We start from the raw sequence: 15,940 nt of genomic DNA, 5'->3' as shown, positions 1-15,940 counted from the left end.
AGTGCCATCACCCACCGGGTCCTTCCCAGCGAAGGTTGCTCGACGCGGAGAACGCAAAGACGCAGAGAACGCGGAGAAGAAAAAAACAAAAGCGATTGATCTCTTTCTCTGCGTTCTCCGCGTCTTTGCGTCCTCTGCATTACCACGCGAGCGCCGAACAGGACTTCAATCGACGTTGGTCTGCAGCCAGTATTCGAGCAGCGCCAGGTGCCACAGCTTGGAGCCGAGAATGCGGGTGTGGTGGGACTCGGGGTCGGCGAGCAGCTTGTCGACGTAGGTGCGCTGGTAGAGGCCGCGGCGGCGGCACGCCTCGGAGCCGAGCACCTCGCGCATGAAGTCGAGGAACGGGCCGCGCACATACTTCAGCGCCGGCACCGGGAAATAGCCCTTGGGGCGATCGATCACCCCGTCGGGAAGCAGGCCGCGGCTGATCGCCTTGAGCGGGAACTTGCCCCCCTCCTTCAGCTTCAGCGCGGGAGGGATCTTCATCGCCAGTTCCACCAGCTCGTAGTCGAGGAACGGCACCCGCGCCTCCAGCCCCCACGCCATGGTCATGTTGTCCACCCGCTTCACCGGGTCGTCGACGATCAGCGTGGTGACGTCCATGCGCAGCACCCGATCCAGATACTCGTCGGCATCGGGTTCGCCGAGCAGCTCCCCGATCCGCGTGGCGGTGTGGTCCGGCCCCTGGAACGGCGGCATCACCATCTCCAGAAACTCGTCGTGGTCGCGATCGAAGTAGTGGTTGCGGAAGCGCTCCAGATCGCCGCCCGTCGCCTCCCCCATCTTCGGGTACCAGAAGTAGCCGCCGAACACCTCGTCGGCCCCCTGGCCGGAGAGCACCACCTTCACCTCCTTCGAGACCTGCTCGGCAAGCAGGTAGAAGGCCACCGCATCCTGCGCCACCATCGGCTCGGCCATGTTGGCCACCGCCTCGGGGAGCCTCTTGAGCACCTCGCCGTTGGGGATCGAATACTTGTGATGGCGGGTGGCGAAGCGCGCCACCACCTGATCGGAATACTCGAACTCGCTCCCCTTCTCCTCCGGCTGGTCCTCGAAGCCCACCGAGAAGGTGAGGATCTCCTCGCGCCCCATCTCCGCCATCAGCCCCACCAGCAGGCTGGAGTCGAGACCGCCGGAGAGCAGCACACCCACCGGCACGTCGGCGGCGGTGAGCCGCCGCTCCACCGCCGTTTTGAGCGCCTGGTGGGTCGCCTCGACCCACTCCTCCTCGCTCAGCGGGGTCTCCGGCCGCTGCGCCCTGAGCTGCCAGTAGCGGCGCTCCCGGCGCCCCCCCTTGGCATCGAAGGTGACACTGGTGCCGGGGGCCAGCTTGCGCACCCCCTTGAGCACCGTGCGCGGCGCCGGCACCACCGCGTGGAGAGTGAACTGGTGGTGCAGCGCCACCGGATCGAGCTTGGTGTCCACCCCGCCGGCGGCGAGCAGCGCCTGCGGATTGGAGGCGAAGCGCACCCGCTTGGCCTCGCAGGAGAAGTAGAGCGGCTTGATGCCGAGGCGGTCGCGGGCGAGGAACAGCGTCCGCTCACCGATGCTCCATACGGCGAAGGCGAACATGCCGTTGAAGTGCTCCACGCACCCCTCGCCCCAGGCGTGGTACGCCTTGAGGATCACCTCGGAATCGCCGGTGGAGAAGAAGCGATAGCCTCGGCCCGCCAGTTCCTCGCGCAGCTCGCGATAGTTGTAGATGGTGCCGTTGAAGACCAGGGCGAGGCCCAGTTCGGTATCCACCATGGGCTGGTGGGCGTGGTAGGAGAGATCGATGATGGAGAGCCGCCGGTGACCGAGGGCGAGCGGTCCATCGGACCAGCTGCCGCCGTGGTCCGGTCCCCGCCGCGCCAGCTTCTCCATCATCCGTGCCGTCGCCCCCAGGTCGGGGTGGACGCCGTCAAAACGCAGTTCGCCGCAGATTCCGCACATAGGGTCTACCGAGGGATTCGTTGAAGAGGGGTTGAGAGAGTGTCGGGCCGGAGGGGCAGCGATGCAAGGTGGAACCGCTGAAGTGGATCGCAGGAGTGCGGCGGTTCCAGGCAGGCTTCGTCGTCACCCCGATCCAATCCGGGAAGCGAACGTGGTTCGTTTTCGGGGAGGAACGACGTGAAGCGCGATCCGTCCGGTGAAGGAAACGCCTCCCGGATCATTCGTGGTCAACGATTCACTCCTCTTCGGAGCGGGCGGTAACGAACGGGAAGCCTCCGGAGTCGACGGTCACCTCGAAGAGGATCGGGCGGCAGCACACCGAGCAGTCTTCGATATAGCGTTGCTCCTCCACCGAGGTGTCGACCACCACCTCGATGCGCTCCCAGCAGTAGGGGCACTGCACCTCGATCGTCTCCAGTCCAGTCATCTCAGATCCCCGTTACTTGGCCATCGTCGGTCAGCCCGATGCGCCGCGCCGCCGGCTCCGGCGGCAGTCCCGGCATGGTCACGATGTCGCCGGTGAGCGCCAGCAGATAGCCCGCCCCGGCCGCCACCCGCAGCGACTCCACCGGCAGGGTGAAGGGCGCGGGCCGCCCCACCCGGTGGGGGTCGTCGGAGAGCGACAGATGGGTCTTGGCGATGCAGATCGGCAGGCGGTCGTAACCGAGCGCCGAGAGCCGCTCCAGCTCCCGCCGCGCATGGCGGCTGAAGGCGACGTCCGCCGCGCCGTAGATGGTCCGCGCCACCGCGGCGATCTTCTCCTCCGGCGAGGCCTCCAAACCGTAGAGGAAGCGCACCTCCGGCCGCGGCCCCGCAGCCGCCTCCACCACCGCCGCGGCAAGCGCCTCCGCCCCCGCGCCACCCGCCGCGAAACCGTCGAAACGGGCCACCGCCAATCCCCGCTCCGCACAGCCGCGCTCGACGGCACGCAGCTCCTCCTCGGAATCCCCATCGAAACGGTTGACCGCGACCACCGGCTGGAAACCGAAGGCACGCACGCTGCGCACGTGGTGGTCGAGATGAGCCAGCCCGCGCACCACCTCATCGACCGACCCGCCCCCCTCCGCCCGCCCGCAGCCGTGGATGCGCAGCGCCCGCACCGTCACCACCAGCACCACCGCACTGGGCCAGAGGCCGGAGGCGCGGCACTTCAGGTCAAAGAACTTCTCCGCCCCCAGGTCGAAGCCGAACCCCGCCTCGGTCACCACGTACTCCGCCCGCGCCGCCGCGGTGCGGGTCGCCACCACGCTGTTACAGCCGTGGGCGATATTGCCGAAGGGGCCGCCGTGGACCAGCGCCGGCACCCCTTCGGTGGACTGCACCAGGTTGGGCAGGATCGCGTCATGCAGCAGCGCCGCCATCGCCCCGGTGGCCTCCAGCCGCTCGGCGGTGACCGGCGCGCCGGCGCGGTCGAAGCCCACCAGGATCCGCCCGAGCCGCGCCTTCAGGTCCGCGGGATCCTCGGCCAGGGCGAGGATCGCCATCACCTCGGAAGCGGCCGAAATATCGAAACTGGCCTCCCGCGGCACCCCGTCGCCACGCCCGCCGAGACCGATCACCGTATGGCGCAGCGCGCGATCATTGACGTCGAGCACCCGCCGCCAGAACACCTGGCGTTGCTCCAGATCGAGTCCCGGGTCGAGCCCGGCATGGTGGTGGATGGCGTTGTCGATCAGCGCCGAGAGGAGATTGTGGGCGGCGGTCACCGCGTGCAGGTCGCCGGTGAAGTGCATGTTGATGCGGGTGGAGGGCTCCAGCCGGCAGCGCCCGCCGCCGGTGCCGCCCCCCTTCACCCCGAAGATCGGCCCCAGCGACGGCTCGCGCAGCGCCAGCGCCGCCCGTTTGCCGATCCGCCGCAGCCCCTGGGCGAGGCCCACCGAGACGGTGGTCTTGCCCTCCCCCGCCTTGGTCGGGTTGATCGCCGAGACCAGCACGATGCGGCCATCGAGCGGGGTATCGCGCTTCGGCAGGGCGGCCAACCGGATCTTGGCGATAGCATCGCCACAAGGCATCAATTGATCGGGCGCGAACCCCAGATCGGCCGCCACTCCATCGATGGGGCGTAGCGCACCGCTCACCGGTCGGCCCGGGCCACGGCCCACGCCAGAAACGTGCCGTAGAGTTCGACGGCGGGTTCCACCGCCCCGATGACCAGATCCAGATCGATGGTGTCATAGAGATGGGTAAGCACGTCGCGCATGGCACACGCCTCGACCAGCTCGTCGGCCATCGCCTCGGGAAGCACCCCGCGGCTTGCCAGATTGGAGAAGATCTCGCGATAGCTGGAGGCGGGGACCACCTGCTCCGCCTTGCACACCTGCAGCGCGATATCGGCGGCCGCCTCACAGAGCAGTTGCAGCAACCGCTCGATGGCGTAGTGCTCGCGCCGCCGTGCATCCGATTCCATCGCCGCATAGGGCCGCAGGTCGGTGAGGAATCGACTCAGGGCGGCGAGCTTGCGCTCCATCACTTCCTGCCTATTCATCACGCAAGATCTCCCGACTGGCACGGCGGAATTTTTCGCTGTCGGCGTAGAGGAAGAAGGCGCGGTCCTGCTCACGATCGAACAGCCCCTCCTCCGCCTCGTAGAGGAGGCGACCCGGCCGGAACACCTCGAAGCGGGTCACCGGATTGGTGACGTCACGCACCACCACCAGATCCACGGCAACCGGATCGAAGAGCGCCTCCAATTCCGCCTGCCAACGGCACTGCTGCAGCAAGCTCGGGACCGCCTCGGGCTGGACCGCCAGGTCGACGTCGCGCCCGGCACCCTCGACGGCGGTGGAGCCGAACAGCACCACCAGACGCCAACCGAAGCGGCGGGCCAGCGCGGCGATCGCCTCCCGGTGCATCACTACATCGTCCAGTCGGATCATTCCCACTCCACCATCTCGAACCAGTTCTCCACCCGGAGACCGGGAAAATCGGCGAAATCGCGATGGTTGCGGGTGACCAGGACCCGCTGGTTGAGCACGGCGATGGCGGCGATCTGGCCGTCGACGAAGGCGGGAGTACGCCCCTCCGCCATCAGCCGGGCGCGGACCTCACCGTGCCAGAGCGCCGCGGCACGATCATACGGGAGCACCAACAGCGGCTGCTCGACGAGGCGTCGGAGGTAGTCGGAGAGCGCAGCCCTGCGCCGCCCGTGCGCAAGCCGTTCAATGCCGAAGCGCAGTTCGTGGACCACCGGCGCGGCGGTGGCCACTGCCGCGCCATGCCGGCGCAATCGTTCCATCACCCCCGGATGGGGCGCGGCGCGGGTGGGCTCGGAGAGGATGTTGGTGTCCAGCAGATAGCTCACTCCTCCCATGAAAATGCCCTGCCCTCGGTGCGCTCGCGCCAGCCGTCGATCTCCTCGTCGGAGAGCTCCTCCGCGGAGGGCTGAGCCGTATCCCGCCAGGCGGTGATGGTCGCCCACAGGTCCGCCTCGGGCTCATACCGTTTCAGCCGCTGATACTCGGCCTCCGACAACACCACCGCCGCCCGTTTGCCGCGCCGGGTGATGCGCACCGCTTCACCCTCTTCGACCTCGCGAATCAACCGGGTGAGGTGGTTTTTTGCCTCGGCAATGGAGAACTCGTGCATAGAGACACCAACATGGCTATCTTAATGGCCATGAGTATGGTCCGTGCGTAGAGTGCCGACAAGTCTATAATCCTGCGCCGACAACGATCCCATTCCCGGAGGAGAGAAGATGCCGACCTACGACTACCGCTGCGAGGCCAACGGACGGGTGGTGGAGGTGATCCACCGCATGAGCGAGGAGATGAAGAGCTGGGGCGAGCTGTGCGCCCGGGCGGGGATCGACCCCGGCGACACCCCGGCCGACAGCCCGGTACAGCGCCTCGCCACCGGCGGCAATGTGGTGCAGGCGTCAAGCCTCGGCGGCGGCAACCTGCCACCCTGCTCCTCCGGCAGTTGCTGCCCGAGCGGCGGCTGCGGGATTTGATTCAACCGCAGATTTTGCAGATTGGCGCAGATTTCCGATCTTTTGAATCTGCGTTCATCTGCGAAATCTGTGGTTAAGTCCTTCTCTCCGCCAGCACCCGCTCGACGGTGTCGACGATGGCCTGGGTCTGCGGGTCGATCTCGATGTTGACCCGATCGCCCACCCGGCGCTCGCCGATGGTGGTACGCTCCAGGGTCTCGGGGATCAGGTTGACGTCGAAGCGCCGCCCCTCCACCCGGCCGATGGTCAGGCTGATGCCGTCGATGCCGATGTAGCCCTTGGCGAAGACGTACTTCACCAGTTCTTCCGGCAGCTCGAACCAGACCTGGCGGTTGTTCTCCGCGACGTTCACCTCGACCACCTCCGCCCGGGCGATGATGTGGCCCGACATGGCGTGGCCGCCGATCTCGTCGCCGAAGCGGGCGGCACGCTCGAAGTTGACCCGATCCCCCTCGCGCAGCCCCCCGAGATTGGTCACCGCCAGGGTCTCGCGCATCAGGTCGAAGTCGATCCGATCGCCGTCGATGCGGGTGACGGTGAGGCAGCAGCCGTTGTGCGCCACCGAGGCGCCGGGTCGAACCCCCTCCATGCTCCCCGGCGGGAAGCGCAGGGTGTGGGTGCGGAACTGCTCCTTCTCGACGATACGCACCACCTCCGCGGTGCCCTGAACGATCCCGGTGAACATGCTCTCTCCTCTTCGGTGGATGGTGGGCAGGGCCCTGTTGTACCACGGAGCGGACGCCGGCCGTGCCGATTCGGAGCACTCCGGGGATCGCGAGACCGCACCTGTAGGAGCGGCCCCGAGGCCGCGATGGCGCCGTTTCCGATCCTGCCGCAAGCGGGATCCATGCGCCGCACTCCGTCCCGATCGCGGCCTCCGGGCCGCTCCTACAGGGAAATGATGTGCCACCACCAGGAACCGTGAACCCCCTCGTGTTGCCGGTTGCCGCCCGGCCCTGCGACCACCCCTGAAGCACCTCCGCGGCAAACCGATCCGTCAATCCGAAGCCAGGGCGTAGCGGTTCACCGCCCGCAGGAAGTCGGCCTTGCGGATCGGTTTCGACAAATGTTCGGTGCAGCCCGCCGCCTTCGAGCGGGCGCGGTCCTCCTTCATCGCGTGGGCGGTGAGCGCGATGATCGGCAGCGGCCGGCGCCCCTGTTCGTGCTCCCACACACGGATCCGCCGGGTCGCCTCGTAGCCGTCCATCACCGGCATCTGCACGTCCATCAGCACCAGGTCGAAGCTCTCCTCCTGGAAGCGCTCGAAGGCCTCCTCGCCGTTCTCCACCCGCTCCACCAGGTGGGGCGTCTCGCGCAGGTAGGCGTTGAGCAGCAGCACGTTGTCGTCGGAGTCCTCGGCGAGCAGGATCTTCAGCCCGTGCAGTTCGAGCCCCGCCCCCGCCTCGGGCTCCGGCTCGCCGCCCAGCGCCAGGGCCAATCCCCGTTGCAGCTCGCGCCGCTTCACCGGCTTGAGCAGATAGACCACCCCCAGCTCGCGGGCACGGCGGGCGTCCACCCGCCGCTCGCCGAAGCCGAGCACGACGATCGGCAGCTCGACCAGCGACGGACGCGAACGCACCCCCTCCACCACCTCCACGCAGTGGCTGCCGTTGGGCGTGGCATCCAGCACCAGCGCGGCGAAGCCGCCGCACTCCGGCCGCTCCAGGCAACGCATGGCGTGATCGATCCGCTCCTCCTCCTCGACCACCGCGCCGGCCGCCTCCATCGACCGGCGGGCGATCAACCGCGAGGCCGGGCTGCCGCCGGCAAGCAGCACCGCCACCCCGTCGAGGGCGGCCAGCGCCGGGCGCGGCAGCACCACCTTGGCGGCCTGCGCCGGGATGGTGAAGAAGAAGGTGGAGCCCTCCCCCGGCGTGCTCTCCACCCAGATCCGCCCGCCCATCAGTTCCACCAGCCGCTGGCAGATGGTCAGCCCGAGGCCGGTGCCGCCGAAACGGCGGGTGACACTGGCGTCCGCCTGGGTGAAGGCGGAGAAGATCGCCCGCACCCGCTCCGCGGGGATGCCGATGCCGGAGTCCCGTACCGCGAACTCGAGCACCCCGTCGGCCCCCGCCACCCGGCTCACCCGCACCTCCACCCCGCCGCGATCGGTGAACTTGACCGCGTTGCCGACCAGATTGAACAGCACCTGGCGCAGCCGCACCGGATCGCTCATCACCACCTCGGGGACGCCGTCGTCGAGACGGGCGTGGAGCTCCAAATGCTTGTCGCGGGCACGCACCCCCAGCACCTCCAGCACGTCCTCGATCACCTCCGGCAGGTCGAAGGCGATGTGCTCCAGCTCCAGCTGCCCCGCCTCCACCTTGGCCAGGTCGAGGATGTCGTCGATCAGGGTGAGCAGCAGGTTGCTGGCCGAGCGCATGATATTGAGAAAGCGCCCCTGCTCCGGCTCCATCGGGGTCTCCGAGAGCAGGTCGGCCATGCCGATGATGGCGTTCATCGGGGTGCGCACCTCGTGGCTCATGTTGGCGAGGAACTGGGACTTCAGCCGCGATGCCTCCTGGGCGGCGTTGCGCGCGTCGATCAGCGCCTGCTCGATGCGCTTGGCCTCGCTGATGTCGGTGAACACCCCGATGTAGTTGACCGTATCCCCACGCCAATCGTGGATCGCCGCGATGCTCAACCGCTCGGGGAAGACCTCGCCGCTCTTGCGCCGGTTCCAGATCTCCCCCTGCCACCGCCCCCGCTCGATCAGCTCGGCCCACAGCCGCTGGTAGAACGCCTCGTCGTGGCGCCCCGACTTGAGCACCCGCGGGGTATGGCCGATCACCTCCTCGGGGTCGTAGCCGGTGATCCGCACGAAGGCGGGGTTGACCGCCAGGATCACCCCCGCCGCATCGGTGGTGATCACCCCTTCGAGCATGTGCTCGATCACCTGCTTGTCGCTGTAGGCGACGTGCTCCACGTACTCCTTGGCCCGCTTCAGCTCCGCCACCCGCTGCTCCAACTGGGCATTGGCCCCACCCAGCTCCTGTTCGGCGGCCTCCAGCGCGTGGCGCGCCTGATCGAGCTGGGCCAGGGAGCGCTCCCACAGGCGGCGAATCCGCCCCGCCTGCCGCCCCTCCTCGCGCAACAGGCGGTTCTCCCGCTCCAGCTCGGCGACCCGCGCGGCCAGCGCCTCCTGCCCCCCCTCGCCGTCCGGCCGCCGGCTCATCCCACCAGGTCCGGGTAGAGCAGGTCGGTGCCGCAGCGCAGACGCTCCAGGTAGACCAGGGCATCGGCGACGAAGCGCTGTGGGATGATCGAACCGTGCTGCGGGCAGATCGCCCGGATATCGAGCCCCGCCAGGGAGCGGACGAAACCGCGGGCGGCGACGTTGGAGGCCATGTAGTCGATGTGGAACAGGTCCAGCTTGACGGCGTGGGCGGAGAAGTCATCCACCACCAGCCGCCAATCGGTGTCGATGGCGGCGAAGAGGTCGCCGGAGAAGAGGAAGCCACTGGCCGTATCGAAGGTGGCGAAGGCCATCGGCGAGTGGAGGAACGGGGCGGGCAGGAAGCGCAGCGTCGAACCCGAGGGAAGCGCCAATTCCGGCACCTCCTCGATGTCGTGGCAGCGGTAGTCGTGGACCCCGTAGTGGGGCAGCAGCACCCGGGTGCGCGGGCTGGTCACCACCCGCGCCTCGGGATTGAGGGCAAGCCACTGGCCGAGGGAGGCCGCCACGTCCGGGTCCTGATGACACACCACCAGGCCGCCGAGCGCCGTGGGATCGACCACCGCCGCCACCTCCTCGCGGATGCGGCCGAAGGCGTCGCGGTTCCCCGGGTCCACCAGCAGCACCTGGTCGCCGTCGACGATCAGATAGGAGTTGCAGCGAAAGGCGGTCTCCTCGCGCAGCCCCAGCCAGTAGAGTCGGTGATCCCCCTCCTCGTACAGCAGTACCGGCCCCGGCTCCTCCGGCGCCGTCAATCGATCGAGCACCACCACGACGACTCCTCCTCAAAAAACCACACCCCAGTCCCCCTCGGCGGAGCCCCCACGGAGGGCGCCACCGGTCGGACGATGACTACAACTATAGAGATTCGTCCCCCGTTCCGCCTGGCACCGACCGCCTTTCCCGCACCCGGTCCCGGTGATAGGCTCTTGAACATTAGTTGACCTATCAACTCAACATAAAGGAGCGCCCCATGATCACCCGCCGCCTCGCCCCCGCTCTGCTGCTGCTGCTCGGCGCCGCCCTCTCGACCGCCGCCGTCGCCGACCAGGAAGAAGAGATCATCAAGTACCGCCAGCACGCCATGGAGGCCGCCTCCGCCCATCTAAAGAGTGCCGCCGCCATTCTCAAGGGGCAAGTGCCGTTCCGCGACGACCTGACCAAACACGCCAAGGCCCTGGCCGACCTGGGTCCGATCATGGCCGCCGGCTTCCCCGCGGGCTCCGACTTCGGCGACACCGACGCCAAGCCCGAAGTGTGGTCGAAACGCGCCGAGTTCGAGAAGGCCGCCGACAAGCTGGTCCACACCTCCGCCGCCTTCGCCGCCAACCCCACCGGCGAGACCCTCGGGGCACTGGGCAAGAGTTGCAAGGCGTGCCACCACCAGTTCCGCGAATGACCGGAATGCTCGGTCGCTGGCTGGCCGATCCGCTCGATACCGAAGCCGCCCGCCAGCTGCTGGAGAACGCCCGGCGGCGCACCGGTCGCGCCCACCGCCGCCGCCTCACCCCCCGCCTCCAGGAGCTGACCGCCCGCTTTCACCTCGGCGAAGCGACCGAGGCCGACTATCGCTCCCTGTCCGCCGAACTGAAACACCGTCCCCACGCCACCGCCCTGTTGGAGCTGCTCTACGGCCAACTGCTGATCAGCCGCAAACTGCGCGCCGGCCTCGACCACCTGCGCCGCGGGGAGCGCCTCGCCGCCCGCCTGTTCTCCCCCGCCGACTATTTCACCGTAACCGAACGCCACGAACTGCTCGCCGAACTGGCCCTCGGCGACACTCCGCAGCCCCCGCTGCCCCTCGACGCACTCCTCACCGAGGCCCGCGTCATCCGCCGCCTGCGTGGCCCCCGCCGGCCGATCCCGGAATCGCCCCACCGCGACACCATGGACTAGGAGCCTGTCGGACTATGGGGGATCGAGCTGCGGGAGGGCAGGGCCGTCATCCCGCTTTCGCGGCCGATTCATCCATCGTCCGGCAGGCTCCTAGCCCTGCCTCTTACCCACAAATCGGCTGCATAACCGGAATGACGGCCCCGGTTGCGCAAAGGGTTGCCGACAGGGAAGTAGGTATGCGGTGCGAGCAGGACGCGGAAGCCGCAGCATGCGACAAGTATGCGTCCCTTTGCGCACCTTGCCGGACGCGCGTCTCGACGCCCCAAAACAGGAAGTTATTCTTTCGCGGGCCCTTAGCCGACAGACACCATCGCCACATGTAAGAAAATGACCAATTGACTCGTAAGAAAATGGAAAAAAATGCCTATCGATTTACCTACGCGCACTTACTTATTGTCACGCCCGCCCCATACCCGCAGTATTTTCCGGCGAATTTTTTGGGAGATCTGCCCCGCACCTCGCGGAAACGCGGTCCGCCCGCCTCCGCACTGCTACGACACACGGCCCCGCAATGCCGACCGACTATTCTGAACCCGACCGGCACGACGACCGGCCTCGGCCTCGATATCAGACCTTCGGGTGGGGTGCGCCGTCGCCATTGGCCCATATTCCGCGATCAGCAGTTCCCATGTTAGGAGCGCTCCTCGCACAACCCGTTCCCCAATAATCACGACAGCCGAGTCAAGACCCATGATCCACGTTGCCTCCCGCCCCTTCGCGGCACTCGCTCTCCTCTTCGCCGCCGCACTACTCCCCGTCACCGGCTGGGGCGAGCCCCTCGAAAAACCACGAGTGGCGGTCAAGACGCCAAACACTGACGGGGTCAAGGGGCGCGCCGCCACCCGCCTCAATACCGACGCCCTGGTGGCGGAGATGGAGGCCGCGCTGCAGAAGAGTCGCAAGTTCGAGGTGCTGACCCGACAGAGCGGCGCCCTCGCCCAGATCCGCGAGGAGCAGCAGTTCGCCGATTCCGACCTGGCCAAGGGCAACGCCGCCACCGGCAAACTGGAAAACGCCAACTACCTGGTGTTGCCGACGGTCCAGACCTTCTCCTTCTACCGCACCACCACGCCGATCCCCAACATCGACGACAAATACAGTCGCCAGGACCAGGGTTCCATCGAGATCCAGGTACAGGTGATCGACACCTCCAGCGGCGGCATCAAGACCACCTTCTTCCTCAAAAGTGGTTTCTCAACCCGCCCCGAGGTGGTCAACACCCGCGGCGGCGTCCCCGCCGCCGGCCACTTCTCCACCATGGCGAAACGGGTCGCCGCCCAACTGGCGGACCAGCTCACCGATACCGTGTTCCCGATGCGGGTGATCACCACCAAGGGCAATCAGGTGTGGATCAACCGCGGCAAGGACGGCGGTCTGAAGAAGGGGGACCTGCTCAACGTCTACCGTCCCGGCGAGGAGCTGATCGACCCCTACACCGGCGAAAGCCTCGGCTCCACCGAGGAGCTCCTGGGCAAGGTGAAGGTGGAGCGGATCAACCCCAAGTACACCGTCACGGTGATCACCGGAACGCCTCCCCAGACGCCAATCGCCCAAGGCGACATCCTGCGTGAGCCTTAAAACAATAATCCATAAGCCGAGCCGCCACGACGCCCCACCCGCGCAAGGAGCCCCCATGCGACACGCCCTTCCCTCGGTGCTGATCGGCACCCTGCTGCTGGCCGCCCCGCCCCTGTGGGCGGCAACCGGCGGCGCCGCAACCGAGATCGAAACCACCTCACCCACCGACGCCCGCCAAGCCTCGGGGGAGGAGGCCGACGGCGCACGCGACCACCGGGAACCCGACCGGCACGCCGCCGACGGGCAGACCACCACCACCGCCGACGACGACGGCACGCACCCGGGCAGGGTCTACCTGCGCGCCAACGATTTCTGAGGGGCCACCATGAATCCGCTTCACCGCCGCCCGCTGCTCCGCCTGAGCGCCGCCGCGATCACGCTCCTCCTGTCGCTTTCCGCCGTCGGCGAAACCGTCGAGCGGCAGGCCAGCTCCACCGGCCCGACGGCACGGGAAGCGGTGGCCAACGCCCTGGTCGAGGCGCTGCAGCAGAGCTCCGGCGTCAAGATCGACCACCGCCAGCTCCACGATCAGGTCACCTACCAGTTCAACGCCCAGTTCGGCGACCGCGAGGTCGCCGCCGCCACCCTGCTGCACCAGCGCGGCAACCGCCTGGATCTGAAAAGCGCCGGCGTGATATCGGGTTACGACGTCCTCTCCCTCGACGCCGACGACAAGGGGCTGTTCCACGCCCGGGTCAAGGCCACCATCGAGCGCTACACCCCTCCCGGCTTCGACGCCAACAACCGGCGCAAGCTGGCCGTCCTCCCCTTCCGTTTCCACCTCCCGCTACGCGAGGTGCTGTTCCTCGGCCTCCCCCCGCACGAGCTCTCCCGCCGCTTCCAGCAGGCGCTGGTCACCGACTTCACCCAGAGCCGCCGTTTCAGCATCATGGATCGGGACTTCTCCGCCGAGTACGCCGATGAGCGACGGCTGCTCGACAGCCCCGATGCCGCGCTGAGCGAATACGCCAAGCTCGGCGAGGTGCTCGGCGTCGACTACCTGGTGGTGGGCACCATCACCGCCGCCACCCTGCGGGAGAAGCGCTATCGCATCCCGGTGGTCGACGAGCTGGCCAGCGGCTACGAAGGCCGCCTGCGGGCGGAGTACCGGGTCATCGTCATGGCCACCCGGCAGGTCAAGTGGGCGGACGCCATCGAGTGGACCGTCACCCCCGAAGAGGGGGCGAAGAAGCTCGGCGACCCCGCCGACGCCACCGTCGCCCGCGACCGCTTCATCACCGCCGCCGCCGCGGAGCTGAGCCGCCAGGTGATCGACCACCTCTATCCGCCGCGGGTGATCGCCGTCAACGGTGGCGGCGAGTTCGTCATCAACCAGGGGGGCGTCACCCTCCACCGCGGCGAACGCTTCGAGGTGTTCAGCGAGGGCCGGGAGTTCTTCGACCCCTACACCCACGAATCCCTGGGACGGCAGGAGCAGCGCCTGGGGCTGGCGGAGATCAGACAGGTCGACGCCAAGACCAGTGTCGCGCGGATGGTCGAGGGCCCACGCGACGTGCCGGAAGGGGCGCTGCTGCGCAAACCCCGCGAGGCCTCCCCGATATCGACCGACGCGAAGGGGGCACCGGCAAAGCCAGCCTACCGCCCCGCCTTTTGACGTCCACTCCCGGAAAACGCCAAGAAATATAGAGACGAAGGACCCGCAACAATGCCCCCTCTCCCCCATCGAGTGGCCACCGTAGCCCTCACCGCCCTCTTCGCCGCCACCGCCCACGGCGGCTTTCTCGACCAACTCGACCAGATCGGTAAGGGAATCGGGCAGTCGCTGAGCGGGACGACCCAGTCGCTGTCGCAACCCACCACCACCTCCACGTCATCGGCAGACACCCCGACACCAACCCCTGAGGCCCCACCCGAACAGCAGGTTCGCGGCGGCATCCTGCCGGCGAAGATCGTCTACAAGGGGTACGCCAAGGAGTTCCTGCCGGTCAAACAGGCGATCTACCAGGGCAATCTCGATGACGCGGTGGCCTTCTACGAAAGCAACGGGAAGAAAAAGTTGACGCCCACGCAAGCCGCGGATGAAACCACGGCGCCGGAAGGTGGCTTCGACATCCTTTCGTTAGGCAACGACACCAACGAAAAAGCGCAAGAAGGGTTTGACGTCACTGACGAAAAACTTCGTTTTCTCAACTATCTGGAGATGGGAACCCTGGAACTCGATCGCGGCGACAGCAAGGCCGCCATCGACAATCTGCGGCAAGCCCAAGAGCAACTCGGGGTGCGCGAAGACGAGGGGGAACTGACAGAAACCGCGAAGAAGGCCCTCAATTTCGGCCTTGAAACCCTCACCGGCAACGAAGAGATCGGTCCCTACCAGGGCGAGGGCTACGAGCGGGTGCTGATGCTCAACTACCAGTCCATCGCGTACCTGATGCAGGGCGACCGCCGTGCCTACAACGTCGCACGCATGGCCATGGACTGGCAGGACCGGGAAGAGGAAAAATTCAAGGAGCGCCTGAGCGAGGTCGAGAGCAAGCTCGCCGAAGAGAACAAGAAGACGGACCAGGGCCAGGCCGCCGAGACCCAGGAGGCGCTCAGTGGCAACATCGCCAAGGAGTACGCCCGCTTCGAGGACCGCGCAAACCGGGTCCTCAGCGCCTACTCCAATCCCTTCGGCTGGTACCTCGCCGGCATCGTCCAGGAGTTCGACGCCTACGAGGACCCGAGCGCCTGGGACAATGCACGCATCGCCTACGACAAGGCCGCCAAGCTCAATCCCAAGAGCAAGCTGATCGCGCAAACGCTGAAGGCGGTGAAAAAGCGCAAGAGTCCCAACAAAAAGAAGAAGCTCGTACACATCGTGATCGCCGACGGTTTCGCCCCCGAGAAGAAGGTGATGGTCAACATGATCCCCACCCCCCGGGGAATCGCCTCCCTGCAACTGCCCATCTACACCCCCACCGACAGCCAGATAGCGCGCATCGAGGTGCAGAACAGCAAAGGCAAGCGCCTCGCCCGCCTCGGCACCATCGCCGATGTCGAGGCGCTCGCCCTCCGTTACCAAAAGGACGCCGAGCCACTCAACCAGCTACGTGCCACCCTTGGCCTCGTACGTAGCGTGATCGAGAACGAGACCCTCTCGCGAGTCCCGTTCGGCGCCCTGTTCAGCGCCGTGCGCCAGGAGATGTCCACCCCCGACACCCGCTCCTGGATGAGCCTGCCGGCCACCCTCCGCGGTGCCCGCCTGGAGCTCAGCAAGAACACCACCAACCTCCAGTTGGTCAGCTTCGATGCCAAGGGCAAAGAGGTTGCCCGCCAGAAGCTGAAGCTGCCCAAGGGTCGACACGGATTCATCTATGGTCGCAGCATCAACAAGAACCTGATGGTCCATCAAGCGCCCAAACTCTGGATCGACAAGAGTTGAACCGTTGGAGAACCCAGCC

17 protein-coding genes are annotated in these 15,940 nt (G+C 67.2%); 7 read left to right on the top strand and 10 right to left on the bottom strand.

Annotated features, from left to right (window positions below):
* Positions 1-165: 165 nt before the first annotated feature.
* The 7 genes from ACYQ2W_RS01075 to ACYQ2W_RS01045 form a co-directional block, all read right to left on the bottom strand.
* Positions 166-1,938 carry an N-acetylglutaminylglutamine amidotransferase gene (locus tag ACYQ2W_RS01075; protein WP_459862552.1) on the bottom strand — a complete coding sequence of 591 codons (1,773 nt, stop codon included), beginning with the start codon at positions 1,936-1,938 and terminating at the stop codon, positions 166-168.
* Between the two features lie 235 nt (positions 1,939-2,173).
* Entirely contained in the window at positions 2,174-2,365 is a 192-nt protein-coding gene (locus tag ACYQ2W_RS01070) for a CPXCG motif-containing cysteine-rich protein (protein ID WP_459862550.1), read from the bottom strand.
* Position 2,366: 1 nt separating this feature from the next.
* Positions 2,367-4,040, bottom strand: a complete 1,674-nt coding sequence (locus tag ACYQ2W_RS01065) for a formate--tetrahydrofolate ligase (protein WP_459862548.1) — start codon at positions 4,038-4,040, stop codon at positions 2,367-2,369.
* Positions 4,013-4,423: a type VII toxin-antitoxin system HepT family RNase toxin gene (hepT, locus tag ACYQ2W_RS01060; RefSeq protein ID WP_459862546.1), complete on the bottom strand. Its 411-nt coding sequence runs from the start codon at positions 4,421-4,423 to the stop codon at positions 4,013-4,015. The genes ACYQ2W_RS01065 and hepT overlap by 28 nt, the downstream gene beginning before the upstream one ends.
* Complete coding sequence (locus tag ACYQ2W_RS01055) at positions 4,416-4,814, bottom strand: nucleotidyltransferase family protein (protein WP_459862544.1); 399 nt, start codon at positions 4,812-4,814, stop codon at positions 4,416-4,418. Before ACYQ2W_RS01055 ends, hepT begins: the two co-directional genes overlap by 8 nt.
* Positions 4,811-5,248 (bottom strand): type II toxin-antitoxin system VapC family toxin, encoded by a 438-nt coding sequence (locus tag ACYQ2W_RS01050; RefSeq protein WP_459862542.1) that lies wholly within the window; start codon positions 5,246-5,248, stop codon positions 4,811-4,813. Before ACYQ2W_RS01050 ends, ACYQ2W_RS01055 begins: the two co-directional genes overlap by 4 nt.
* Positions 5,236-5,523: a type II toxin-antitoxin system Phd/YefM family antitoxin gene (locus ACYQ2W_RS01045; RefSeq protein ID WP_459862540.1), complete on the bottom strand. Its 288-nt coding sequence runs from the start codon at positions 5,521-5,523 to the stop codon at positions 5,236-5,238. The genes ACYQ2W_RS01050 and ACYQ2W_RS01045 overlap by 13 nt, the downstream gene beginning before the upstream one ends.
* Before the next feature lie 109 nt (positions 5,524-5,632).
* Between ACYQ2W_RS01045 and ACYQ2W_RS01040 the strand changes: the two genes are divergently transcribed.
* Entirely contained in the window at positions 5,633-5,887 is a 255-nt protein-coding gene (locus ACYQ2W_RS01040; protein ID WP_459862538.1) for an FmdB family zinc ribbon protein, read from the top strand.
* A 73-nt stretch (positions 5,888-5,960) separates the two neighbouring features.
* On the opposite strand, the gene ACYQ2W_RS01035 is transcribed toward ACYQ2W_RS01040, so the two are convergent.
* From ACYQ2W_RS01035 to ACYQ2W_RS01025, 3 genes are all read right to left on the bottom strand, one after another.
* The gene (locus ACYQ2W_RS01035) at positions 5,961-6,572 is read right to left on the bottom strand and encodes a riboflavin synthase subunit alpha (RefSeq protein WP_459862536.1); all 612 of its coding nucleotides are present in this window, start codon (positions 6,570-6,572) and stop codon (positions 5,961-5,963) included.
* Between the two features lie 312 nt (positions 6,573-6,884).
* Positions 6,885-9,062: a PAS domain-containing hybrid sensor histidine kinase/response regulator gene (locus ACYQ2W_RS01030; RefSeq protein ID WP_459862535.1), complete on the bottom strand. Its 2,178-nt coding sequence runs from the start codon at positions 9,060-9,062 to the stop codon at positions 6,885-6,887.
* Positions 9,059-9,835: an oxygen-binding di-iron domain-containing protein gene (locus ACYQ2W_RS01025; RefSeq protein ID WP_459862533.1), complete on the bottom strand. Its 777-nt coding sequence runs from the start codon at positions 9,833-9,835 to the stop codon at positions 9,059-9,061. Before ACYQ2W_RS01025 ends, ACYQ2W_RS01030 begins: the two co-directional genes overlap by 4 nt.
* A gap of 200 nt (positions 9,836-10,035) precedes the next feature.
* On the opposite strand from ACYQ2W_RS01025, the gene ACYQ2W_RS01020 reads away from it, so the two are divergent.
* The 6 genes from ACYQ2W_RS01020 (at position 10,036) to ACYQ2W_RS00995 (ending at position 15,921) form a co-directional block, all read left to right on the top strand.
* Complete coding sequence (locus tag ACYQ2W_RS01020; RefSeq protein WP_459862531.1) at positions 10,036-10,461, top strand: c-type cytochrome; 426 nt, start codon at positions 10,036-10,038, stop codon at positions 10,459-10,461.
* Entirely contained in the window at positions 10,458-10,958 is a 501-nt protein-coding gene (locus ACYQ2W_RS01015) for a hypothetical protein (protein WP_459862529.1), read from the top strand. Before ACYQ2W_RS01020 ends, ACYQ2W_RS01015 begins: the two co-directional genes overlap by 4 nt.
* A 690-nt stretch (positions 10,959-11,648) precedes the next feature.
* Positions 11,649-12,536, top strand: coding sequence for a FlgT C-terminal domain-containing protein (locus ACYQ2W_RS01010; protein ID WP_459862527.1), 888 nt, complete (start codon positions 11,649-11,651; stop codon positions 12,534-12,536).
* Positions 12,537-12,591: 55 nt separating this feature from the next.
* The gene (locus tag ACYQ2W_RS01005; RefSeq protein ID WP_459862525.1) at positions 12,592-12,852 is read left to right on the top strand and encodes a hypothetical protein; all 261 of its coding nucleotides are present in this window, start codon (positions 12,592-12,594) and stop codon (positions 12,850-12,852) included.
* Positions 12,853-12,861: 9 nt separating this feature from the next.
* Positions 12,862-14,151: a CsgG/HfaB family protein gene (locus tag ACYQ2W_RS01000; RefSeq protein ID WP_459862523.1), complete on the top strand. Its 1,290-nt coding sequence runs from the start codon at positions 12,862-12,864 to the stop codon at positions 14,149-14,151.
* Positions 14,152-14,202: 51 nt separating this feature from the next.
* On the top strand, positions 14,203-15,921 hold the full coding sequence (locus tag ACYQ2W_RS00995) for a COG3014 family protein (RefSeq protein ID WP_459862521.1): 1,719 nt from the start codon (positions 14,203-14,205) through the stop codon (positions 15,919-15,921).
* The last annotated feature ends 19 nt before the right edge of the window (positions 15,922-15,940 follow it).

The organism is Endothiovibrio diazotrophicus, assembly GCF_054657215.1.
The sequence above is the reverse complement of the archived record's forward strand: the minus strand, read 5'-3'. Positions and strand labels throughout refer to the sequence as shown.